Genomic DNA, 20,991 nt, shown 5'->3' with positions numbered 1-20,991 from the left:
CGTCAGTCGCCCAGTACCCGGCGCAGGTAGTCGTTGCCGAACAGCCGGTCCGGGTCGAGACGGTCGCGGAGCGCCGTGAACTCGCCGAAGCGCGGGTAGGCCTCGGAGAAGTACGCGGCGTCGCGCGTGTGGATCTTGCCCCAGTGGGGGCGGCCGCCGTGCGCCGTCATGATGCGCTCCACCGCGGTGAAGTACGCGCGGTGGGGCGTTCCCCTGTAGAGGTGGACGGCGATGTACGCGGTCTCCCGCCCCGAGGCCGTGGACAGCGCGATGTCGTCCGCCGGAGCCGTCCGCACCTCCACGGGGAAGCTCACCTTGAGCGGCGAGCGCTCGACCATCGCCTTGAGCTCGCGCAGCGCCGCGACCGCCGCCTCACGCGGAAGCGCGTACTCCATCTCCAGGAAGCGCACCCGTCGCGGCGAGGTGAAGACCTTGTACGGGATGTCGGTGTACGTACGGGCCGACAGGGCCCGGCTGGAGACCTTGGCGATCGAGGGGATCACCGGTGGCACCGCGCGCCCCAGGGAGCAGGCCACCTGGAAGAGCCCGTTGGAGAGGAGCTCGTCCTCGATCCAGCCGCTGACCCGGCCGGGGGGAGCGGCGGGGCCCGCGCTGCGGTTGTTGCGCTTGGTGTTGCAGTTGTCCGTGTGGGGGAACCAGTAGAACTCGAAGTGCTCGTTCTCCGCGTGCAGCGCGTCGAACTCCGAGGTGACCCGGTCGAAGGTCATCGGCTCCTCGCGCGCGGTGAGCAGGAAGACCGGCTCCACGGCGAAGGTGATCGCCGTGATGACGCCGAGGGCGCCGAGTCCGATCCGGGCCGCCGCGAAGATCTCCGGATTCTCCTTCTCGGAGCAGGTGAGGAGAGTTCCCGAGGCCGTCACGAGCTCCAGCTCGCGGATCTGGGCGGCGATCGACGCCGACTCGCGGCCCGTGCCGTGGGTGCCGGTGGAGGTGGCCCCGGCGACGGTCTGCACCATGATGTCGCCCATGTTGGTGAGCGACAGACCCTCCCGGGCCAGCGCCACGTTGAGCCGCTCGAGCGGGGTGCCCGACTCGACCGTGACGGTCATCGCCTCGCGGTCGATCCGCCGGATCCCGGTCAGCAGACCCGGCCGCACGAGGACGCCGTCGGTGGCCGCGATCGAGGTGAAGGAATGGCCGGTGCCGACCGTCTTCACCCGCAGCCCGTCCTCGGCCGCCCGGCGCACCGCCTCCGCGAGCTCCTCGGCGGAGGCCGGGCTCACCTCCCGCACGGGGCGGGAGGTGACGTTCCCCGCCCAGTTACGCCACGGGCTGCTCGCCGTCCTGGCGCTCCCCGATCCCGCTGCTGTCGTCCCGCTCACGCTGCCCCTCCCGGTTCGGCGCCGGCCTGCGGAGCCGGCGGTGTCCGAGGAGACCCACCGCGACCGCGAGCGCGCCCGAGACGACGGGCACCACGTACCCCGCCTCCGCTCCCGACGCGTCGACCACCCAGCCGGCGGCCGAGGAGCCGAGCGCCACGCCGACCGCGAGCCCGGTACCCGTCCAGGTCATGCCCTCGGTCAGCTTGGTGCGCGGTACGTGCGCTTCGACGAGGGCCATGGTGGTCACCATCGTCGGTGCGATGGACAGGCCCGCGACAAAGAGCGCCACGGCCAGCAACGGCAGGTTCCCGGCCAGTAGGAGGGGGATCATACTCACGGCCATCGCACAGATACCCAGGAGCCAGCGGCGGGACGGCTCTCCCTTGAGGTGCAGCAGGCCGAAGACCGCGCCGGCCAGACACGAGCCAAGGGCGTAGACCGCCAGCACGAGACTGGCGGCGGCCTTGTGCCCCTGCTCCTCGGCGAAGGCCACGGTCACCACGTCCACCGAGCCGAAGATGGCTCCGGTGGCGACGAAGGCGAGGGCCAGGACCTGGAGCCCGGGGGAGCGGAGCGCGGAGACGCCCTTGGTGCCCCGCTGCTGCGGGTGCGGGGCCGGCTCGGTGGCGCGCTGCGAGGTCAGCCAGAAGACGCCGACGGCGAGGAACACCGCGGCGAAGAGCGGGCCGGCCTCGGGGAACCAGGCCGTCGACAGACCGATCGAGATGATCGGGCCGAAGATGAAGCACACCTCGTCGACGATCGACTCCCAGGAGTACGCCGTGTGCAGGCGCCGCTCCTCGCCCCGGTAGATCTCCGCCCAGCGGGCCCGGGTCATGGCGCCGACGCTCGGCACGCAGCCGATCACGGCCGTGAAGACGAAGAGCGTCCAGTCCGGGGCCTGCTGCTGCACGCACAGGAGAAGCCCGGCCGCCGCCGCGAGCGAGACCAGGGTCACCGGGCGGAGCACCCTGCGCTGCCCGTGCCGGTCGACCAGCCGCGAGACCAGGGGGCCGAGCACGGCGGCGGACATGGCGAGCGTCGCCGACAGCGCGCCCGCGAGCCCGTACCGGCCGGTGACCTGCGAAATCATGGTCACGATGCCGATGCCCATCATGGACAGGGGCATCCGGCCGAAGAACCCGGCGACGGAGAACGAGGTGGTGCCGGGCGCCGTGAAGATCGCGCGGTAGGGACTGGGCAAGAGGCGTCCTTGGTCAACACGTGTAATTAACTACTAAAGCCTACGGCGTTGAACTCGATCGGTCATCCCCCTTTTCCGGACGAACGGCCACGGACGGGCCGCGCCGTCCGGTGCCGGGGGCGGATGGGAGGATCGGTGCCATGTCCGATCAGCACGATCCCGCCCCGTACGACGCCCTGCTGCTGCTGTCGTTCGGCGGCCCCGAGGGCCCGGACGACGTGGTCCCGTTCCTGGAGAACGTGACCCGCGGCCGAGGCATCCCGAAGGAACGGCTCAAGGAAGTGGGGCAGCACTACTTCCTCTTCGGCGGCGTCTCCCCGATCAACGACCAGAACCGCGCGCTCCTCGAAGCGCTGCGGACGGACTTCGCGGAGGCCGGCCTCGACCTCCCGGTCCACTGGGGGAACCGGAACTGGGCTCCTTACCTCACCGACACCCTCCGCGAGATGATCACCGACGGCCGGCGCCACATCGCCGTCCTCACCACCAGCGCGTACGCCTCCTACTCCGGCTGCCGCCAGTACCGCGAGAACCTCGCCGACGCGCTCGCCACCCTGGAGGCGGAGGGACTCCCGCTGCCCCGGGTCGACAAGCTCCGGCACTACTTCAACCACCCGGGCTTCGTCGCACCCATGGTCGAGGGCGTCCTCGCCTCCCTCGCCGCACTCGACCCGGCCGTGCGGGACGGCGCCCACCTCGCCTTCACCACCCACTCCATCCCCGAGTCCGCCGCCGACACCTCGGGACCGGTCTCGGAGCACGGCGACGGCGGGGCCTACGTCAAGCAGCACCTCGACGTGGCGCGGCTCATCGTGGACGCGGTCCGCGAGGCGACCGGGACCGAGCACCCCTGGGAGCTCGTCTACCAGTCCCGCAGCGGCGCCCCGCACATCCCGTGGCTCGAGCCGGACATCTGCGACCACCTGGAGGCCCTGCACGGCGCCGGAGCGCCCGCCGCCGTCATGGTCCCGATCGGCTTCGTCTCCGACCACATGGAGGTCCTCTACGACCTCGACACGGAGGCCACGGCCAAGGCGGCCGAACTCGGCCTGCCCGTCCGGCGCTCGGCGACCGTCGGAGCCGACCCCCGCTTCGCCGCCGCCGTCCGCGAGCTCCTCCTGGAGCGGGCCGCGCGCGAGCGCGGCACCCGGGCCGAGCCGTGCGCCCTGGGCGCGCTCGGCCCCTCCCACGACCTGTGCCCGATCGGCTGCTGCCCCGGCAGAGCGGAGCGCCCGGCCGCGGCCGGCGCCGACAGCCCGTACGCCTGAGGAGACCCCTGTGACCGACACGACCGAGAGGGCCGACGTGGCCGACCCCCTGCTCACCGAACTCCTCGACCTCGCTCTGCGGGCCGCGCACAGGGCCGGAGCGCTGCTGCGCGACGGCAGGCCGGAGGACCTGGGCGTGGCGATGACCAAGTCGAGCTCCATCGACGTGGTCACCGAGATGGACATCGCCGCCGAGAAGCTGATCACCGGCTTCCTCGCCGAGCACCGCCCGCAGGACGGCTTCCTCGGTGAGGAAGGCGCCTCCAGCCCCGGCACCAGCGGGGTCCGCTGGGTCATCGACCCGCTCGACGGCACCGTGAACTACCTGTACGGCCTGCCGACCTGGGGGGTCTCGATCGCCGCCGAACGGGACGGCGAGACCGTCGTCGGCGTCGTCGACGCCCCGATGCGAGGCGAGACGTACCGAGCGGTCCTCGGCGGCGGTGCGTACATGGGCGACCGGCGCCTCGCCGTCCGCCCCTCGCCCGCCCTCGACCAGGCACTCCTCGGTACGGGCTTCGGATACGTGCAGTCCCGGCGCGCCCGTCAGGCGGCCGTCGCCCAGGAGGTGATCCCGCTCGTGCGGGACATCCGCCGCGGCGGCTCGGCCGCCATCGACCTCTGCGACGTCGCCGCCGGCCGCCTCGACGCCTACTACGAGCGGGGCCTCAACCCCTGGGACCTCGCGGCGGGCGCCCTGATCGCCCGCGAGGCGGGTGCGCTGACCGGAGGACGTCCGGGGGAGCCGGAGTCGGGCGAGCTGACCGTGGCGGCCTCTCCGGGCCTCTTCCGGCCGATCCAGGACCTCCTGGAGGAACTGGGCGCCTGGCACGACTAGCGCACCGCCCACGGACGCGCGAGGGCCCCGGTGCCGGGAGGCGCCGGGGCCCTGCTGGTGCGCGGGTCGAACGGTCGGACGGGTCGGGGGTGGTCGTGCGTCGCAATGGTTCGTACGGGCCGCACGGTCGGTCTGGTCGTACGGGCGGGCTGGTCGTACGGTCGGTCTGATCGAGCGCGTCGTACGGGTCGGGCGGGTGAAGCGAGTCGTGCGGTCGGGCGGTCGAGCGAGTCCTGGTGGGTCGGGGAGGGCGGGTCAGACGCCCGGCACGGCGACCTGCACGCCGTGCTCGGCGGCCAGCCGGTGCAGGTCTTCCAGCTCCGCCTGCTCGACCTCCGCCAGGTAGTCGTCGCCCGTCTCACGAGCCCGCGTGAGGTCCGTCTGCGTGGTCCTGATGCGGTGCAGCAGGCCTGCGGTGAAAGCGTCCATCATGCGCCCCCTCGTCATGGGTCCGGTGGCACGGGGGTGTGCCGAGGGTGGGTGGATCACGCACCGCGGTCTCCCGGGAGCGGAGAGCGGTAGGTGGCGCGCCACATACAGGGCGTGATCACGGGGTGTGCAGACGTCCTCCCCAGCCCTTTCCTCAGAGAAACCTCAACTGGGCCGTGAATCCGGTGAATTCTCGGGTTCCGGCCGTACGCCCCCGTCCCGCGCCCCCGCCCGCCCCTGGCCCCGCACCGCCGTCTTACAGCCGGTTTACGCGCGTACGGGGCAGGATGGACGCGCACAGTCAGTGCTCAGATTCAGCCGGTCCCACCGCGGACCGAAGCCCAACGGGAAGGATGTACCCCGTGCGCGTACTCGTCGTCGAGGACGAGCAGCTGCTCGCCGATGCGGTGGCCACCGGACTGCGCCGGGAGGCCATGGCCGTCGACGTCGTGTACGACGGCGCCGCCGCCCTGGAGCGCGTCGGGGTCAACGACTACGACGTCGTCGTCCTCGACCGTGACCTGCCCCTCGTCCACGGTGACGACGTCTGCCGGAAGATCGTGGAGCTGGGCATGCCCACCCGCGTCCTGATGCTCACCGCGTCCGGCGACGTCAGCGACCGCGTCGAGGGCCTGGAGCTCGGCGCGGACGACTACCTCCCGAAGCCCTTCGCCTTCACCGAGCTCACCGCGCGCGTGCGGGCCCTCGGCCGCCGCACGAGCGTGCCCCTCCCGCCGGTCCTGGAGCGCGCCGGCATCAAGCTCGACCCCAACCGGCGCGAGGTCTTCCGCGAGGGCAAGGAGGTCCAGCTCGCGCCGAAGGAGTTCGCCGTCCTCGAGGTCCTCATGCGCAGCGAGGGCGCCGTCGTCTCCGCCGAGCAGCTCCTGGAGAAGGCCTGGGACGAGAACACCGACCCCTTCACCAACGTCGTGCGCGTCACGGTGATGACCCTGCGCCGCAAACTCGGCGAGCCGCCCGTCATCGTCACCGTTCCCGGCTCCGGGTACCGGATCTGATCCGATGGCCCCCACTTCGGCGCCCCACCCCCAGGCGCCCCCGAAACCGACCTGGGATCCCAGGGACCCGGTCCGCCCGCTGCTGCGGCCGACCATCCGGATACGGCTCACGCTGCTGTACGGCGGGATGTTCCTGATCGCGGGCATCCTGCTGCTCTCGATCATCTACCTCTTCACCGCGCAGGCGCTCAGCGACAGCACCGCCGAGCTGCCCTTCAAGTTCGTGAAGGGCGAGGTCCAGCCCACCACGTCCTGGTGCGACCTGCCCACGACGGGCACCGGCGAACAGTTCAACGACGCCGTGTCCGTCTGCCTCCGGCAGCAGAGCGACCGGGCCACGGACGATCTCCTGCGCCGCTCCCTCTTCGCCCTGCTCGGACTGAGCATCATCGCCTTCGCCTTCGGCTACGCCATGGCGGGACGGGTGCTCTCCCCGCTCGGCCGGATCACCCGGACCGCCCGCCAGGTGGCCGGTTCCGATCTGTCCCGGCGGATCGAGCTGGACGGTCCCGACGACGAGCTCAAGGAGCTCGCCGACACCTTCGACGAGATGCTGGACCGTCTGGAGCGGGCCTTCACGGCCCAGCAGCGCTTCGTCGCGAACGCCTCGCACGAGCTGCGGACCCCCCTCGCGATCAACCGCACCCTCCTGGAGGTCCACCTCTCGGATCCGGGGGCACCGGTGGAGCTCCAGCAGCTCGGCAAGACCCTGCTCGCCACCAACGAGCGCAGCGAACAGCTCGTCGAGGGCCTGCTGCTGCTGGCCCGGAGCGACAACCAGATCATCGAGCGCAAACCCGTCGACCTCGCCGAGGTCGCCTCGCGGGGTGTGGACCAGGTACAGGCGGAGGCGAGGGCCAAGGGCGTCGAGATCCGGGGCGAGCGCGCTCCGGCGGTCGTCCAGGGCAACGGCGTCCTGCTCGAACGGATCGCGCTGAACCTGCTCCAGAACGGCGTCCGGTACAACGTGCCGGAGGGCGGCTGGGTGGAGGTCACCACCGGCGTCGAGAACGGTCAGGCGATCCTGGTCGTCTCGAACACGGGCCCCGTGGTCCCCGCGTACGAGATCGACAACCTGTTCGAGCCGTTCCGGCGGCTCCGGCAGGAGCGGACCGGCAGCGACAAGGGTGTCGGTCTCGGCCTGTCGATCGCCCGGTCCGTGGCCCGCGCCCATGGGGGCCGTATCATCGCGGAGCCTCGCGAGGGCGGCGGCCTCGTGATGCGCGTCACTCTGCCGATCTGACACACTGCAGGAGCCGACCGGTTCCGTTCGCTTTGCGCGGAATTCCGGGTCCTCGATTCTGAGACGCTCCTGTGTGATCGATCACAGGGCAAGGTGTCCGCACCTCCACTCTCCGTGACCGGGAAATCCCTCGGAAAACCAGGAAAAGTCCGGGTTTCCAGGCCCTGGAATGACGGGAAGTACACGGGGTGGCGCCTGCCGGAGGTGCCCGCAGGACCGTGTACGGTCCGGTTCGCCACCCGAAGCCGATCACTCGTGAGAGGACGGGACGGGTGTCGATTGAGTAACAGACCTTGATGTGAGGCAAAATCTCCGCCTCAGGTCGGGCACAAGTCCGACCTCTCACGCGTTACGTGCGCTGGAGACACCGCAACCACCCAGAGGGGGAGAGCGACATGGCAACGGATTACGACACCCCACGCAAGACCGATGACGACGTCGATTCGGACAGCCTTGAGGAACTGAAGGCCCGCCGGAACGACAAGTCGACCTCGACCGTCGACGTCGACGAGTTCGAGGCCGCCGAAGGCCTGGAGCTTCCCGGCGCCGACCTCTCGAACGAGGAGCTGGCCGTCCGGGTCCTGCCCAAGCAGGCCGATGAGTTCACCTGCATGAGCTGCTTCCTCGTGCACCACCGCAGCCAGCTGGCCAGGGAGAAGAACGGCCAGCCGATCTGCCGCGACTGCGACTGAGATCGCTCGGCCGTGGCAGGCGACACACCGTCCCGGAAACGGCGTCTGAGGCTCCCCGGGAGCCCGCGGACGCACAAGGGCGGCTCAGGCCCGGCAGAGGGCGCCCAGGAGGCCCCTGAAGCCGGTCGCACGGCCTCCCCGTCCTCCCCCGGCGCACGTGACGACGAGCGAGGCCACCCGGCCTCGCTCGAGGCGGTCACCGAACCGGACCCGGCACACCTGCCGGTGGAGGTGGGAGAGGGCGATGCGCCGGTCGGGGCGCCGGACGGACGCTTCGGCGCCGTCAGGCGGCTCGCCGATCCCGCACGCGCCCGACTCGACAAGATCAGGATCGACTCCGACCGGATCGACGCCGTCAGGCGCGGCGTCGTACAGGGCGTCAAGCGCGGCGGAGGCACCGCCAAAGCCGGTCTCGGCCACCTGGCCGACCGGTTGATCGACCTCGCCCCGCGGATTCCCGTCCGCGATCTGGCGACCCTCCGCAAGCAGTTCCCCGGGCTCGGCCCCGAGGCGCTCGCCGACAAGCTCGTCGCCGGAGCGGCGAACGCGAGCTCGACCGTGGGCGCCGGCATCGGCGCCGCCGCCATGCTCCCCGTACCCCCGGCCATGCCGGCGGAGCTCGCGGCGGAGATCACGGGCGTCGCCGCCGTGGAACTCAAACTCATCGCCGAACTGCACGAGGTCTACGGGCTGCGGCCCCCCGGCCGGCTCAGCCAGCGCTCGGCGGCCTACCTGACCTCCTGGGCGGAGGAGCGGGGCATCGACCCCACCAAGCCCACCACGGTCAACGCGGCGCTCGGCGGACAGCTCAAGCGCGAGCTGCGCCAGCAGATCATGAAACGCATGGTGCGCAACCTGCCGATGCTCACGCCCTTCATGGTGGGCGCGGCCGTCGGCGCCGTCATGAACCGCCGCGACACCAGAAAACTCGCCGAGCACATCCGCAAGGACCTGCGCCGGCGCCAGATCCCCTGGGACAGCCTCAGGGAGCTGCCCCCGCTGGAACAGCCGGAGAACCCGAAGGAACTGGGCTTCTAGAACGCGCCGGCGGCCGGGACGGCCGCAGCGCCTCCGGAGCCAGGGCCTGTCTTTTGGATCAGGCTGGGCTCGCCGTCGCCCGCGCCTTCCGGTCAGTCCCCGGTGCCCGCGCGTTCGGCGTCGAGCGCCGCCGCCAGGGCCTCCGGCTCACGGCTGGACAGGTACACGTACGGCGTCGGGTCCGCCGGATCCGTCACCTCGACCCGCACCGCCCGCGGCACATAGCTGCGCATCAGCATGAAGGCGCGCGGGTCGGCCTTGTGGGTGCGCCAGGCGCGCGCCTCCTCCGCGTCGAGCACCTCGGCCGCCCCGAGGGCCGAGACCGGGATCCGAGCGTCGCCCGCCACCAGCGAACCGGCCACCACCCGGATCCGGGCGGAGCCGTACGAGGAGACCGCGGCCCCCGCGAGCACCCCCGCCACGATCAGGCCGCCCAGCAGCGGGACCGTGCCCAGCGGGAACATGATCAGGCCCCCGGAGAGCCCGAGCAGGCCCGCGATGAGCCACCACGAGCGGGGCGCCGTCAGCCGTTCGTCGAAGCGCGGCGCGGCGGGGGCCGCGGGGGAGGGGCCGGGGGACGGTGCGGAAGGCTGCATGTGTCCAAGCTTGGCACGGCGCGACCTGCGCCCATCCGCGCGGGTAAGGTCTGCGGCTGTGACTGCAACATCTGCCGCCCTCACCCCGCCGGCCGACGCCATACCGCCGGTACGCCACCCCGAGGCGCCGGCCCCCGGCGAGCCGCTCGGTTCGCACTACGCGCACTGCTTCGGGTGCGGCGGCGGGCAGCCCCACGGCCTCCACCTGGAGGCACGCGCGGGCGAGGGCGTGACCGTCACCGCCGAGTTCACGGTGACCCCCGACCACCAGGGCGCCCCCGGTCTCGCGCACGGCGGCGTGCTCGCCACCGCGCTCGACGAGACCCTCGGCTCCCTGAACTGGCTGCTGCGGGTCATCGCCGTGACCGGCCGACTGGAGACCGACTTCGTCCGGCCCGTCCCGGTGGGCACCGTGCTCCACCTGGAGGCCGCCGTCACCGCCGTGTACGGCCGCAAGATCTTCTCGACCGCCGTCGGCCGGCTCGGCGGACCCGAGGGCCCCGTCGCCGTACGCGCCGACGCCCTCTTCGTCGAGGTCAAGGTCGACCACTTCATCGACAACGGCCGCCCGGAGGAGATCCAGGCCGCCATGTCCGACCCCGACCAGGTCCGGCGCACCCGCGCCTTCGAGGTGAACCCCTGATGCGCAACCCTGTCGACGTACTGATCCGGCGAGTGGACCCCGATGTGCCGCTCCCGGCCTACGGCCATCCCGGCGACGCCGGGGCGGACCTCGTGACCACCGAGGCCGCCGTACTGGCCCCCGGGGAGCGCGCCGTGCTGCCCACCGGGGTCTCCATCGCCCTCCCGGACGGGTACGCGGCCTTCGTTCACCCGCGCTCCGGACTCGCGGCCCGCTGTGGAGTGGCGCTCGTGAATGCCCCGGGGACGGTGGATGCCGGGTACCGTGGAGAGATCAAGGTGATCGTGGTCAATCTCGACCCGCGCGAGAGTGTGCGGTTCGAACGATTCGACCGGATCGCCCAACTTGTCGTCCAGCAGGTCGAGAAGGTGCGCTTCCACGAGGTGGCGGAGCTTCCCGGTTCGGCGCGGGCCGAGGGGGGCTTCGGGTCCACCGGCGGTCATGCCGCCGTGGGCGGCACATCGGGTGGGAATCGATACGCTTCGGTCGTATCCGACCGGGAAGGACAGTGACGTGTTCGGACGTCGCAAGAAGAGCGGTGCCGCGGAGGACGCGGCGAGCGAGGTCGAGCAGGTCGACGCGGTGGACGGCGAGGACGCGGACGACGCGGCCCCGCGCCGGGTGAACCTTCCGCCGGCGCCCCGGCCCGACGGCCCCTGGGACATCTCCGAGGTCACCAAGCCCGACGAGGGCCGTGTTGACCTGGGCGGCGTCTTCGTGCCCGGAGTCGAGGGCATGGAGCTGCGGGTGGAGGTGGCGGGCGACGCGATCGTCGCGGCCACCGTCGTCCTGCGTGACAGCGCCGTGCAGCTGCAGGCGTTCGCCGCGCCCAAGAACGAGGGCATCTGGGGCGAGGTCCGCGACGAGATCGCCACGGGCATCGTCGAGCAGGGCGGGGTCATCGACGAGGTCGAGGGCCCGCTGGGCTGGGAGCTGCGCGCGCAGGTCCCCGTCCAGCTGCCGGACGGCAACCGCGGCGTGCAGCTGGTCCGCTTCGTCGGTGTCGACGGGCCCCGCTGGTTCCTGCGCGGAGTGATCTCCGGCCAGGGCGCGGTCCAGCCCGAGGCGGCGGGTCTCCTGGAGCAGATCGTCCGGGACACCGTGGTCGTCCGCGGCGACGGCCCGATGGCCCCGCGTGACCCGATCGTCCTGAAGCTGCCGAACGACGCGCAGATGGTGCCGGACGGCGTGCAGCAGGAGGAGCAGGAGAACTCCCGCTTCTCCGGCGGCATGGGCCAGCTCCAGCGCGGTCCGGAGATCTCCGAGATCCGCTGACCCGTCGCACCCCCGGTGGGCCGCTGCCCGTACCTGTGTACGGGCAGCGGCCCACCGCCGTTTTCCACAGGCTCGTTCTCCACAGGCCCGGCCTGGGGCTCTGGTCCTCGGACCCCGCCCCGGACCATACTGACGGCGCACATGTTCGAGGAGGGGGAGCACAGGGTGAGTGAGAGCAGCACGAGGTCCGCGACGGCCCTCACCGAGGACCCGGCCGGCCCGCCGATGGTCCGCGTCCGGGACCTGCGCCGCTCGTACGGCACGGGCGAGGCCGCCGTCCACGCCCTGCGCGGCGTCTCCTTCGACATCCCGCGCGGCGAGCTCGTCGCCCTCAAGGGCCGCTCGGGCTCCGGCAAGACGACCCTGCTCAACCTCGTGGGCGGCCTCGACAGCGCGGACGGGGGCTCGATCGTCATCGACGGCGTCGACCTCTCCACGCTCGGCGAGGAAGGGCTCCTGGAGCTGCGCCGCGACCGGATCGGCTTCATCTTCCAGTCCTTCGGTCTGCTCCCGATCCTCTCCGCCGCCGAGAACGTGGGCGTGCCCATGCGGCTGCGCAAGGCGGATCCGAAGGAGCGCGAGGAGCGGGTGGCCCTCCTCCTCGGCCTGGTCGGCCTCGCCGATCACGCGGCCCAGCGGCCCGGTGAGCTCTCCGGCGGCCAGCAGCAGCGGGTCGCCATCGCCCGGGCCCTCGCCAACAAGCCGGCGCTGCTGATAGCCGACGAGCCCACGGGCCAGCTGGACGCGGAGACCGGGCTCGCCGTCATGCAGCTGCTGCGCGCGGTGGTGCGCAGCGAGGGCTGTACGGCCCTGGTCGCCACCCACGACCCCCAGCTCCTGGGCCTGGCGGACCGGGTCCTGGAGCTGAGCGACGGCGAGATCATCGAGCACTGAGCGGGACGACGGGACAGCGGCGGACCGAGCGCCGGGCTCTATCAGGATCACGTCAAGACCACACCGGCCCTTTCCCCGCGTACGGAATGTCCGATTGGCTGGACGTATGGTCGTCCCATGGGACGCGGCAAGCTTCGGATCTACCTCGGCGCTGCGCCGGGCGTCGGCAAGACCTACGCGATGCTCTCCGAGGGGCACCGCCGGGTGGAGCGCGGCACGGACTGCGTCGTGGCGTTCGTGGAGCACCACGGGCGGCCCCGTACGGAGGTCATGCTGCACGGCCTGGAGCAGGTGCCGCGCCGGAACCTGGAGCACCGGGGCGCGGCCTTCACCGAGATGGACATCGACGCCGTCCTCGCCCGCCGCCCCGCCGTCGCCCTCGTCGACGAGCTCGCCCACACGAACGTCCCCGGCTCCCGCAACCGCAAGCGGTGGCAGGACGTCGCCGAGCTCCTCGCGGCCGGCGTCGACGTCATCTCGACCGTCAACATCCAGCACCTGGAGTCACTGGGAGACGTGGTCGAGGCGATCACGGGCGTACGGCAGCGGGAGACCGTCCCCGACGAGGTCGTCCGACGGGCGGACCAGATCGAGCTGGTCGACATGTCCCCGGAGGCCCTGCGGCGACGGATGGCCCACGGAAACGTCTACACCTCGGAGAAGGTCGACGCCGCCCTCTCCAACTACTTCCGCCCCGGCAACCTCACCGCCCTGCGCGAGCTCGCCCTGCTCTGGACCGCCGACCGGGTCGACGAGTACCTCCAGCGCTACCGGGGCGAGCACAACATCCGCTCCACCTGGCAGGCCCGCGAGCGCATCGTTGTCGGCCTGACCGGCGGCCCCGAGGGCCGCACCCTCATACGGCGCGCCACCCGGCTCGCCGAGAAGGGCGCGGGCGGCGAGGTCCTCGCCGTCTACATAGCCCGCAGCGACGGGCTCACCGCGGCCTCCCCGAAGGAGCTGGCCGTCCAGCGCACCCTCGTCGAGGACCTCGGCGGAACGTTCCACCACGTCATCGGCGACGACGTCCCCTCCGCGCTCCTGGAGTTCGCCCGCGGTGTCAACGCCACCCAGATCGTCCTCGGCTCCAGTCGCCGCCGTACCTGGCAGTACATCTTCGGCCCCGGCGTCGGCCAGACCGTGGCCCGTGACTCCGGAACCGACCTCGACGTCCACATCGTCACCCACGGCGAGGTCGCCAAGGGGCGCGGCCTGCCCGTCGCCCGCGGGGCCCGCCTCGGGCGCTCCCGGATCATCGGCGGGTGGGCGGTCGGCGTCGCAGGACCCGCCGCCCTCGCCCTGCTCCTCACCCATGTCGAGGCCGACCTCGGTCTCGCCAACGACATGCTGCTCTTCCTCGCCCTGACGGTCGCGGCCGCCCTGATCGGCGGGTTCCTGCCGGCGCTGGCCTCGGCCGCCGCGGGCTCCCTCCTCCTCAACTGGTTCTTCACCCCGCCCGTCCGCCGGCTCACCATCGCCGACCCGAAGAACATCGTCGCCATCGCCGTCTTTCTCGGCGTCGCCATGGCGGTCGCCTCGGTGGTGGACCTGGCCGCCCGGCGCACCCACCAGGCCGCCAGGCTGCGCGCCGAGTCCGAGGTGCTCTCCTATCTCGCCGGCAGCGTGCTGCGCGGCGAGACCAGCCTGGACGCACTCCTCGAACGGGTCCGCGAGACCTTCTCCATGGAGTCCGTGGCCCTCCTGGAGAGGGTGGACGAGGTCGAGCCCTGGACGCGGGCGGCGAGCGTCGGCCCCCATCCGGCGGCCAGGCCCGAGGAGGCGGACGTCGACATGCCGGTCGGCGACCACCTCGCCCTCGCCCTGTCCGGCCGGGTGCTGCCCGCCGAGGACCGGAGGGTCCTCGGCGCCTTCGCCGCCCAGGCCGCGGTCGTCCTCGACCGCCAGCGGCTGGTGGGCGAGGCGGAGAAGGCCCGGAAGCTGGCCGAGGGCAACAAGATCCGTACCTCGCTGCTCGCCGCCGTCAGCCACGACCTGCGGACCCCGCTCGCGAGCATCAAGGCCTCCGTCTCCTCCCTGCGCTCCGACGACGTCGAGTGGTCCGAGCAGGACCGCGCCGAGCTCCTGGAGGGCATCGAGGCCGGCGCCGACCGCCTCGACCACCTCGTCGGGAACCTCCTCGACATGTCCCGCCTCCAGACCGGCACCGTCACCCCCCTGGTCCGTGTCGTCGACCTCGACGAGGTCGTCCCCATGGCGCTCGGCGGAGTGCCCGACGGCAGCGCCGAGCTGGACATCCCCGAGACGCTGCCCATGGTCGAGGTCGACAAGGGCCTCCTGGAGCGGGCCGTCGCCAACATCGTGGAGAACGCCGTCAAGTACAGCCCCGAGGGAACGCCCGTGACGGTCGCCGCCAGCGCCCTGGGCGACCGGGTCGAGCTCCGGGTCGTCGACCGCGGCCCCGGCGTGCCCGACGAGACCAAGGACGGCATCTTCGAGCCCTTCCAGCGGTTCGGCGACGCACCGCGCGGCTCCGGGGTCGGCCTCGGCCTCGCGGTGGCCCGCGGCTTCGTCGAGGCCATGGGCGGCACGCTCGCCGCCGAGGACACTCCCGGCGGGGGCCTGACCATGGTGCTCACCCTGCGGGCCGCGAGGGGCGGCCCCCCGGCGCCCGCCGCGGACCTCCCGGCGCACGCCGTGACCTGACCCGCCGCGCTCCCGTACGCCCGTCCCGTCGGCCGGCACCCGCCCCGCCCGCGCCCCCTCCCCGTACAGCAGCACCCCAGCAGAAGGAAGGCCCCCTCCATGACCCGGGTTCTCGTGGTCGACGACGAGCCGCAGATCGTCCGCGCCCTGGTGATCAACCTCAAGGCGCGGAAGTACGAGGTCGACGCCGCCGCCGACGGTGCCACCGCCCTCCGGCTCGCCGCCGAACGCCACCCCGACGTCGTCGTCCTCGACCTCGGCCTGCCCGACATGGACGGCGTCGAGGTCATCAGGGGCCTGCGCGGCTGGACGCGCGTCCCGATCCTGGTCCTCTCGGCCCGGCAGACCTCCGACGAGAAGGTCGAGGCGCTCGACGCGGGCGCCGACGACTACGTCACCAAGCCCTTCGGCATGGACGAGCTGCTCGCCCGGCTGCGCGCCGCCGTGCGCCGGGCCGAGCCGGTCGGCGGCGCCGAGGACGGGGCCGTGGTCGTCGAGACCGAGGGCTTCACCGTCGACCTGGCGGCGAAGAAGGTCCACCGCGACGGCCGGGACGTCCGGCTCACCCCCACCGAGTGGCACCTCCTCGAAGTCCTGGTGCGCAACAGCGGCCGCCTCGTCAGCCAGAAGCAACTGCTCCAGGAGGTCTGGGGACCCTCGTACGGGACGGAGACCAACTACCTCCGGGTGTACATGGCGCAGCTGCGGCGCAAGCTGGAGAGCGATCCCTCGCACCCGCGGCACTTCGTCACCGAACCGGGCATGGGCTACCGCTTCGAACGCTGAACGGAAGGGTCGGCCGGGGCCGGTCCCGGTGACAGCGGTGGCCGGTACGCTTTCTGTATGAGTGCTGCACCGCGTACAGAGAAGCCGGCCGGCAGGTTCCGCCGGATGCTCGACCGGCTCTCCTCCTCCCCGGAGGACCTGGAGTCGGAGGAGCTCCAGGAAGACGCCGAGGCCTCGGGGTGCACGCGTATCTGCGACTGCTCCGACCGCCAGATAGTCAAGGTGACTGGTACCTTGCGCACGGTCACGCTGCGCCCCCGGGCCGGAGTGCCCGCGCTGGAGGCCGAACTCTTCGACGGCACGGCACCGCTCGACGTCGTGTGGCTCGGAAGGCGTTCCATCGTGGGCATCGAGCCCGGCCGCAAGCTGATCGCCTCCGGCCGGATCTCCATGAGCCACGGCCGGCGGGTCCTCTTCAACCCCAAATACGAGCTCCGACCGCTCGGACAGGAGTAGCCGGTGACGTCCCTCGACAAGCCGACCACCACGGACCAGGACGCCCAGGCCTCGAAGGAGGTCACCGAGGCCGCGCTGTTCGAGGCCTTCGGCGGCCTGCGGGGCATGGTCGAGACGGTCCTGCCCGGCCTGCTGTTCGTCACGATCTTCACGATCAACAAGGACCTGCACATCTCGGCGATCGCCGCGCTCGCGGTCTCGCTGGTCCTGGTCGCCGTCCGGCTGATCCGACGGGACACCGTCAAGCACGCCTTCAGCGGTGTCTTCGGTGTCGCCTTCGGCGTGGTCTTCGCGATGATGACCGGCAACGCCAAGGACTTCTACCTGCCCGGCATGCTGTACACCCTGGGCCTCGCCCTCGCGTACATCATCACCACGATCGCCGGGGTCCCGCTGATCGGCCTGATCCTGGGCCCGGTCTTCAAGGAGAACCTCTCCTGGCGCACCCGTAACCCCGGCCGGAAGAAGGCGTACGCGAAGGCCAGCTGGGCCTGGGGCCTGATCCTGCTCGGCAAGTGCGCGATCCTCTTCCCGATGTACTGGTGGGCCGACACCACCAAGTTCGGCTGGGTCCTCGTGGCGCTCAAGATCCCGCCGTTCCTGCTCGCGGTCTACCTCACCTGGATGTTCCTCGCGAAGGCTCCGCCGCCGATCGACGTCTTCGCCGAGATGGAGGCCGAGGAGCGCGCCGAGAAGGAGCGCGAGGCGGCTGCCGCCGCCCGGCAGAGCCACCCCGAGGCGTGAGCCGCTGAGCGTACGCGGAAGGGCCCGGACCTGATGAACAGGTCCGGGCCCTTCCGTACGACCGCGGCTGGGGGAGCGGCGAGGCGTCAGGACTCGGAGTCGGCCCGGCGGACCTGGAGGAGTTCCTCCAGCTGCTCCTCGCGGGCCTGCGCGGCCACGAACAGCAGCTCGTCGCCCGCCTCCAGGGTCTCCTCGGGGCTCGGCGTGAGCACCCGCGAACCGCGGATGATCGTCACCAGCGAGGTGTCCTGCGGCCAGGCCACGTCCCCGACCGTCGTACCGGCGACCGCCGACTCCGGCGGAAGCGTCAGCTCGACCAGGTTCGCGTCGCCGTGGCTGAAGCGGAGCAGCCGGACGAGGTCGCCGACGCTCACCGCCTCCTCCACAAGCGCCGACATCAGGCGCGGGGTCGAGACGGCGACGTCCACGCCCCACGCCTCGGTGAACAGCCACTCGTTCTTCGGGTTGTTCACCCGGGCGACGACCCGCGGCACGCCGTACTCGGTCTTGGCGAGCAGCGAGACGACGAGGTTCACCTTGTCGTCCCCGGTCGCCGCGATCACCACGTTGCAGCGCTGGAGCGCCGCCTCGTCGAGCGAGGTGATCTCGCAGGCGTCGGCGAGCAGCCACTCCGCCTGTGGCACCCGCTCCACCGAGATGGCGGTCGGCGCCTTGTCGATGAGCAGGACCTCGTGCCCGTTCTCCAGGAGCTCGCCCGCGATGGAACGGCCCACCGCACCCGCGCCCGCAATAGCGACACGCATCAGTGACCGCCCTCCTCGGGACCCTCGGCGAAGGCCTCCTCGACCTTCGCGATCTCGTCCGTACGCATCATCACGTGCACCAGATCACCTTCCTGGAGCACCGTCTGCGAGGTGGGGATGATCGCCTCGCCGAGCCGGGTCAGGAACGCGACGCGCACTCCCGTCTCGTCCTGGAGCCGGCTGATCTTGTGACCGATCCAGGCCGGCGAGGTGTGCACCTCGGCGAGCTGCACCCCACCGCTCGGGTCCGTCCACAGGGGCTCCGCCCCCGAGGGCAGCAGGCGCCGCAGCATCTGGTCGGCGGTCCAGCGGACCGTCGCGACCGTCGGGATGCCGAGGCGCTGGTAGACCTCGGCCCGGCGCGGGTCGTAGATCCGCGCCGCCACGTTCTCGATGCCGAACATCTCGCGCGCGACCCGCGCCGCGATGATGTTCGAGTTGTCACCGCTGCTCACCGCGGCGAAGGCACCGGCGTCCTCGATCCCGGCCTCGCGCAGCGTGTCCTGGTCGAAGCCCACGCCCGTGACGCGCCGACCGCCGAAACCCGACCCCAGACGACGGAACGCCGTCGGGTCCTGGTCCACGACCGCGACGGTGTGCCCCTGCTGTTCGAGGGTCTGCGCGAGAGCGGCTCCCACTCGCCCGCAGCCCATGATGACGATGTGCACGTCCCCTTACCCCGCACTCCTGATCGCCCTACTGACCTGCGAAAACACCCTGCTCACAACTTTCCTCGCCCGATGCGCCCGGGCAGCGGCGGGCGACACCCTGCCGGTTCGCCCGGTCCGAGCTTATGCGGCAACGCCGAACGGGACCGCATCAGAGGTGGTCGACGGAAAGATTCCGTATGGATCCGCGGGGAGAGGGGGTCGCGGTGAGCTTGGCTGTTTTCGAACGCTTACGATCCTCTGCGTGTCCAAACTGACCGACGTGCCCAAACGGATCCTGATCGGGCGGGCCCTGCGCAGCGACAAGCTCGGAGAGACCCTCCTCTCGAAGCGGATCGCCCTCCCCGTCTTCGCCTCCGACCCGCTGTCCTCGGTGGCGTACGCACCGGGCGAGGTTCTGCTCGTCCTCTCCGTCGCCGGCCTGTCGGCCTACCACTTCAGCCCCTGGATCGCGCTCGCGGTCGTCGTGCTGATGTTCACGGTGGTCGCGTCCTACCGGCAGAACGTCCACGCGTACCCGAGCGGAGGCGGCGACTACGAGGTCGCCAACACCAACCTCGGGCCGAAGGCCGGACTCACCGTCGCGAGCGCCCTGCTCGTCGACTACGTCCTGACCGTCGCCGTGTCGATCTCCTCGGGCATCGAGAACCTCGGCTCCGCGATCCCCTTCGTCGTCGAACACAAGGTGGCCTGCGCGGTCGGCGTCATCGTGCTCCTCACCGTGATGAACCTGCGCGGGGTGAAGGAGTCGGGCAGCCTCTTCGCCATCCCGACGTACGTCTTCGTCGCCGGCGTCTTCCTCATGATCGTCTGGGGCGCGTACAAGGGGATCGTCCTCGACGAGACCATGAAGGCCCCCACCGCCGACTTCGAGATCAAGCCCGAGCACCAGGGCCTCGCCGGATTCGCGCTCGTCTTCCTCCTCCTGCGAGCCTTCTCCTCCGGCTGCGCCGCCCTCACCGGCGTCGAGGCCATCTCCAACGGCGTCCCCGCCTTCCGCAAGCCGAAGTCGAAGAACGCCGCCACCACGCTCGCCCTCATGGGCGGCCTCGCCGTCACCATGTTCTGCGGCATCATCTTCCTGGCCATGGCCACCGACGTCCGGATGGCGGAGAAGCCCGCCCACGACCTGCTCCACAACGGCGTCCCGGTCGGCGAGAGCTACGTCCAGGACCCGGTCATCTCCCAGGTCGCGGCCGCCGTCTTCGGCGACGGGACGTTCCTCTTCGTCGTCCTCGCCGCGGCCACCGCGCTCGTCCTCTTCCTGGCCGCCAACACCGCGTACAACGGCTTCCCCCTCCTCGGCTCGATCCTCGCCCAGGACCGGTACCTGCCGCGCCAGCTGCACACCCGCGGCGACCGCCTCACCTTCTCCAACGGCATCGTGCTCCTCGCCGGCGCCGCCGCCCTCCTCGTCTGGGTCTACGGAGCCGACTCGACCAAGCTGATCCAGCTGTACATCGTCGGTGTCTTCGTCTCCTTCACGCTCAGCCAGACCGGCATGGTCCGGCACTGGAACCGGCACCTGAAGACGGAGCGCGACCCGGCCAAGCGCCGCCACATGATCCGCTCCCGCGCGATCAACGCGTTCGGCGCTTTCTTCACCGGCCTCGTCCTCGTCGTCGTCCTCGCCACCAAGTTCACCCACGGCGCCTGGGTCGCCCTGCTCGGCATGGTGATCTTCTACGGCACGATGACCGCGATCCGTAAGCACTACGACTCCGTCGCCGCCGAGATCGCCGCCGCCGAGGAACGGCCCGACGAGTACGTACGCCCCTCCCGCGTCCGCTCCGTCGTCCTGGTCTCCCGGCTCCACAAGCCGACCCTGCGCGCCCTCGCGTACGCCAAGCTGCTCCACGCCCATGAGCTGGAAGCACTCACCGTCAACGTCGACCCGGCCGAGACGAAGGCGCTCAAGGAGGAGTGGACCCGCCGCGGCATCAACGTACCGCTCAAGATCCTCGACTCGCCCTACCGCGAGATCACCCGGCCGGTCGTCGAGTACGTCAAGAACATCCGCCGCGAGAGCCCGCGCGACGCCGTGTCCGTCTACATCCCCGAGTACGTCGTCGGCCACTGGTACGAGCACCTGCTGCACAACCAGAGCGCCCTGCGGCTCAAGGGGAGGCTGCTCTTCACCCCGGGCGTCATGGTGACCTCCGTCCCCTACCAGCTCCGGTCCTCCGAGGCCGCCAAGAAGCGGGCCCGGAAGGGCCAGGACTGGAATGCGCCGGGCTCCGTCCGCCGCGGCCCGGTCGAGAAGCGCCAGAAGGAACCCGCGGCCAAGGGCTGAGGGCGCGTTCCGCCCTCACCGGCACGTAGACTGGTGGGGGGGGGGCCGCGGGGCGGGCCGCCCCGTCCAATTGATGTTGATGAACGGCCGTCCGCGAAGGACCCCCCCCCCGTAGGCGCAGCATCGGGGGGGGGTCG

21 protein-coding genes are annotated in these 20,991 nt (G+C 71.5%); 15 read left to right on the top strand and 6 right to left on the bottom strand.

The features are described 5' to 3' along the window. Positions 1-2: 2 nt before the first annotated feature. Positions 3-1,343, bottom strand: coding sequence for a D-arabinono-1,4-lactone oxidase (locus ACFVYX_RS12980; RefSeq protein ID WP_389681384.1), 1,341 nt, complete (start codon positions 1,341-1,343; stop codon positions 3-5). Beyond that, complete coding sequence (locus ACFVYX_RS12975) at positions 1,282-2,547, bottom strand: MFS transporter (protein ID WP_389681383.1); 1,266 nt, start codon at positions 2,545-2,547, stop codon at positions 1,282-1,284. Before ACFVYX_RS12975 ends, ACFVYX_RS12980 begins: the two co-directional genes overlap by 62 nt. 140 nt (positions 2,548-2,687) lie before the next feature. Between ACFVYX_RS12975 and ACFVYX_RS12970 the strand changes: the two genes are divergently transcribed. Then, entirely contained in the window at positions 2,688-3,815 is a 1,128-nt protein-coding gene (locus ACFVYX_RS12970; RefSeq protein WP_389681382.1) for a ferrochelatase, read from the top strand. 37 nt (positions 3,816-3,852) lie between these two features. Continuing rightward, positions 3,853-4,653, top strand: coding sequence for an inositol monophosphatase family protein (locus ACFVYX_RS12965; protein ID WP_389681544.1), 801 nt, complete (start codon positions 3,853-3,855; stop codon positions 4,651-4,653). A 255-nt stretch (positions 4,654-4,908) separates the two neighbouring features. On the opposite strand, the gene ACFVYX_RS12960 is transcribed toward ACFVYX_RS12965, so the two are convergent. Then, the gene (locus ACFVYX_RS12960; protein WP_384117957.1) at positions 4,909-5,085 is read right to left on the bottom strand and encodes a hypothetical protein; all 177 of its coding nucleotides are present in this window, start codon (positions 5,083-5,085) and stop codon (positions 4,909-4,911) included. A 359-nt stretch (positions 5,086-5,444) separates the two neighbouring features. Between ACFVYX_RS12960 and ACFVYX_RS12955 the strand changes: the two genes are divergently transcribed. The 4 genes from ACFVYX_RS12955 (at position 5,445) to ACFVYX_RS12940 (ending at position 9,071) form a co-directional block, all read left to right on the top strand. Further along, positions 5,445-6,098 carry a response regulator transcription factor gene (locus ACFVYX_RS12955; RefSeq protein ID WP_030146958.1) on the top strand — a complete coding sequence of 218 codons (654 nt, stop codon included), beginning with the start codon at positions 5,445-5,447 and terminating at the stop codon, positions 6,096-6,098. Positions 6,099-6,102: 4 nt separating this feature from the next. Next, a complete protein-coding gene (locus ACFVYX_RS12950; RefSeq protein WP_389681381.1) occupies positions 6,103-7,341 on the top strand; it encodes a sensor histidine kinase in 1,239 nt (412 codons plus the stop codon). A 395-nt stretch (positions 7,342-7,736) separates the two neighbouring features. Beyond that, the gene (locus tag ACFVYX_RS12945) at positions 7,737-8,033 is read left to right on the top strand and encodes a DUF4193 domain-containing protein (protein ID WP_003955561.1); all 297 of its coding nucleotides are present in this window, start codon (positions 7,737-7,739) and stop codon (positions 8,031-8,033) included. Positions 8,034-8,045: 12 nt separating this feature from the next. Beyond that, entirely contained in the window at positions 8,046-9,071 is a 1,026-nt protein-coding gene (locus ACFVYX_RS12940; RefSeq protein ID WP_389681380.1) for a hypothetical protein, read from the top strand. A gap of 92 nt (positions 9,072-9,163) precedes the next feature. Here the strand turns inward: ACFVYX_RS12940 and ACFVYX_RS12935 are convergent, their stop codons facing one another. Beyond that, a complete protein-coding gene (locus ACFVYX_RS12935) occupies positions 9,164-9,667 on the bottom strand; it encodes a DUF3093 domain-containing protein (RefSeq protein ID WP_389681379.1) in 504 nt (167 codons plus the stop codon). 58 nt (positions 9,668-9,725) lie between these two features. On the opposite strand from ACFVYX_RS12935, the gene ACFVYX_RS12930 reads away from it, so the two are divergent. From ACFVYX_RS12930 to ACFVYX_RS12895, 8 genes are all read left to right on the top strand, one after another. Beyond that, entirely contained in the window at positions 9,726-10,310 is a 585-nt protein-coding gene (locus ACFVYX_RS12930; protein ID WP_389681378.1) for a PaaI family thioesterase, read from the top strand. After that, positions 10,310-10,822, top strand: coding sequence for a dUTP diphosphatase (gene dut / locus ACFVYX_RS12925; RefSeq protein WP_389681377.1), 513 nt, complete (start codon positions 10,310-10,312; stop codon positions 10,820-10,822). The genes ACFVYX_RS12930 and dut overlap by 1 nt, the downstream gene beginning before the upstream one ends. A gap of 1 nt (position 10,823) precedes the next feature. Continuing rightward, positions 10,824-11,585, top strand: a complete 762-nt coding sequence (locus tag ACFVYX_RS12920) for a DUF3710 domain-containing protein (protein WP_389681376.1) — start codon at positions 10,824-10,826, stop codon at positions 11,583-11,585. A gap of 225 nt (positions 11,586-11,810) precedes the next feature. Further along, positions 11,811-12,479 (top strand): ABC transporter ATP-binding protein, encoded by a 669-nt coding sequence (locus ACFVYX_RS12915; RefSeq protein ID WP_389681543.1) that lies wholly within the window; start codon positions 11,811-11,813, stop codon positions 12,477-12,479. Positions 12,480-12,596: 117 nt separating this feature from the next. Further along, positions 12,597-15,143, top strand: coding sequence for an ATP-binding protein (locus ACFVYX_RS12910; protein ID WP_389681375.1), 2,547 nt, complete (start codon positions 12,597-12,599; stop codon positions 15,141-15,143). Positions 15,144-15,242: 99 nt separating this feature from the next. Further along, positions 15,243-15,929, top strand: coding sequence for a response regulator (locus ACFVYX_RS12905; RefSeq protein WP_389681374.1), 687 nt, complete (start codon positions 15,243-15,245; stop codon positions 15,927-15,929). Between the two features lie 57 nt (positions 15,930-15,986). Next, positions 15,987-16,385, top strand: a complete 399-nt coding sequence (locus ACFVYX_RS12900) for an OB-fold nucleic acid binding domain-containing protein (protein ID WP_073906407.1) — start codon at positions 15,987-15,989, stop codon at positions 16,383-16,385. A gap of 3 nt (positions 16,386-16,388) precedes the next feature. Further along, positions 16,389-17,129: a DUF3159 domain-containing protein gene (locus tag ACFVYX_RS12895; protein WP_389681373.1), complete on the top strand. Its 741-nt coding sequence runs from the start codon at positions 16,389-16,391 to the stop codon at positions 17,127-17,129. A gap of 86 nt (positions 17,130-17,215) precedes the next feature. On the opposite strand, the gene ACFVYX_RS12890 is transcribed toward ACFVYX_RS12895, so the two are convergent. Together ACFVYX_RS12890 and ACFVYX_RS12885 are read right to left on the bottom strand one after the other, a co-directional pair. Beyond that, positions 17,216-17,893 carry a potassium channel family protein gene (locus tag ACFVYX_RS12890; protein WP_389681372.1) on the bottom strand — a complete coding sequence of 226 codons (678 nt, stop codon included), beginning with the start codon at positions 17,891-17,893 and terminating at the stop codon, positions 17,216-17,218. After that, positions 17,893-18,561, bottom strand: coding sequence for a TrkA family potassium uptake protein (locus ACFVYX_RS12885; RefSeq protein ID WP_351215763.1), 669 nt, complete (start codon positions 18,559-18,561; stop codon positions 17,893-17,895). Before ACFVYX_RS12885 ends, ACFVYX_RS12890 begins: the two co-directional genes overlap by 1 nt. A gap of 244 nt (positions 18,562-18,805) precedes the next feature. Here ACFVYX_RS12885 and ACFVYX_RS12880 point away from each other — a divergent pair, with 244 nt between their 5' ends. Next, entirely contained in the window at positions 18,806-20,854 is a 2,049-nt protein-coding gene (locus ACFVYX_RS12880) for an APC family permease (protein ID WP_389681371.1), read from the top strand. Positions 20,855-20,991: the final 137 nt, after the last annotated feature.

This window comes from Streptomyces sp. NPDC058326, assembly GCF_042879855.1.
GTDB lineage: Bacteria > Actinomycetota > Actinomycetes > Streptomycetales > Streptomycetaceae > Streptomyces.
The sequence above is the reverse complement of the archived record's forward strand: the minus strand, read 5'-3'. Positions and strand labels throughout refer to the sequence as shown.

What these genes read in the sequence shown, in the direction of transcription:
- ACFVYX_RS12950 (WP_389681381.1), top strand. Translation starts at nt 6,103, where the DNA reads ATGGCCCCCACTTCGGCGCCCCACCCCCAGGCGCCCCCGAAACCGACC.
- ACFVYX_RS12900 (WP_073906407.1), top strand. Translation starts at nt 15,987, where the DNA reads ATGAGTGCTGCACCGCGTACAGAGAAGCCGGCCGGCAGGTTCCGCCGG.
- dut (WP_389681377.1), top strand. Translation starts at nt 10,310, where the DNA reads ATGCGCAACCCTGTCGACGTACTGATCCGGCGAGTGGACCCCGATGTG.
- ACFVYX_RS12905 (WP_389681374.1), top strand. Translation starts at nt 15,243, where the DNA reads ATGACCCGGGTTCTCGTGGTCGACGACGAGCCGCAGATCGTCCGCGCC.
- ACFVYX_RS12935 (WP_389681379.1), bottom strand. Translation starts at nt 9,667, where the DNA reads ATGCAGCCTTCCGCACCGTCCCCCGGCCCCTCCCCCGCGGCCCCCGCC.
- ACFVYX_RS12910 (WP_389681375.1), top strand. Translation starts at nt 12,597, where the DNA reads ATGGGACGCGGCAAGCTTCGGATCTACCTCGGCGCTGCGCCGGGCGTC.
- ACFVYX_RS12915 (WP_389681543.1), top strand. Translation starts at nt 11,811, where the DNA reads ATGGTCCGCGTCCGGGACCTGCGCCGCTCGTACGGCACGGGCGAGGCC.
- ACFVYX_RS12945 (WP_003955561.1), top strand. Translation starts at nt 7,737, where the DNA reads ATGGCAACGGATTACGACACCCCACGCAAGACCGATGACGACGTCGAT.
- ACFVYX_RS12970 (WP_389681382.1), top strand. Translation starts at nt 2,688, where the DNA reads ATGTCCGATCAGCACGATCCCGCCCCGTACGACGCCCTGCTGCTGCTG.
- ACFVYX_RS12960 (WP_384117957.1), bottom strand. Translation starts at nt 5,085, where the DNA reads ATGATGGACGCTTTCACCGCAGGCCTGCTGCACCGCATCAGGACCACG.
- ACFVYX_RS12890 (WP_389681372.1), bottom strand. Translation starts at nt 17,893, where the DNA reads ATGCGTGTCGCTATTGCGGGCGCGGGTGCGGTGGGCCGTTCCATCGCG.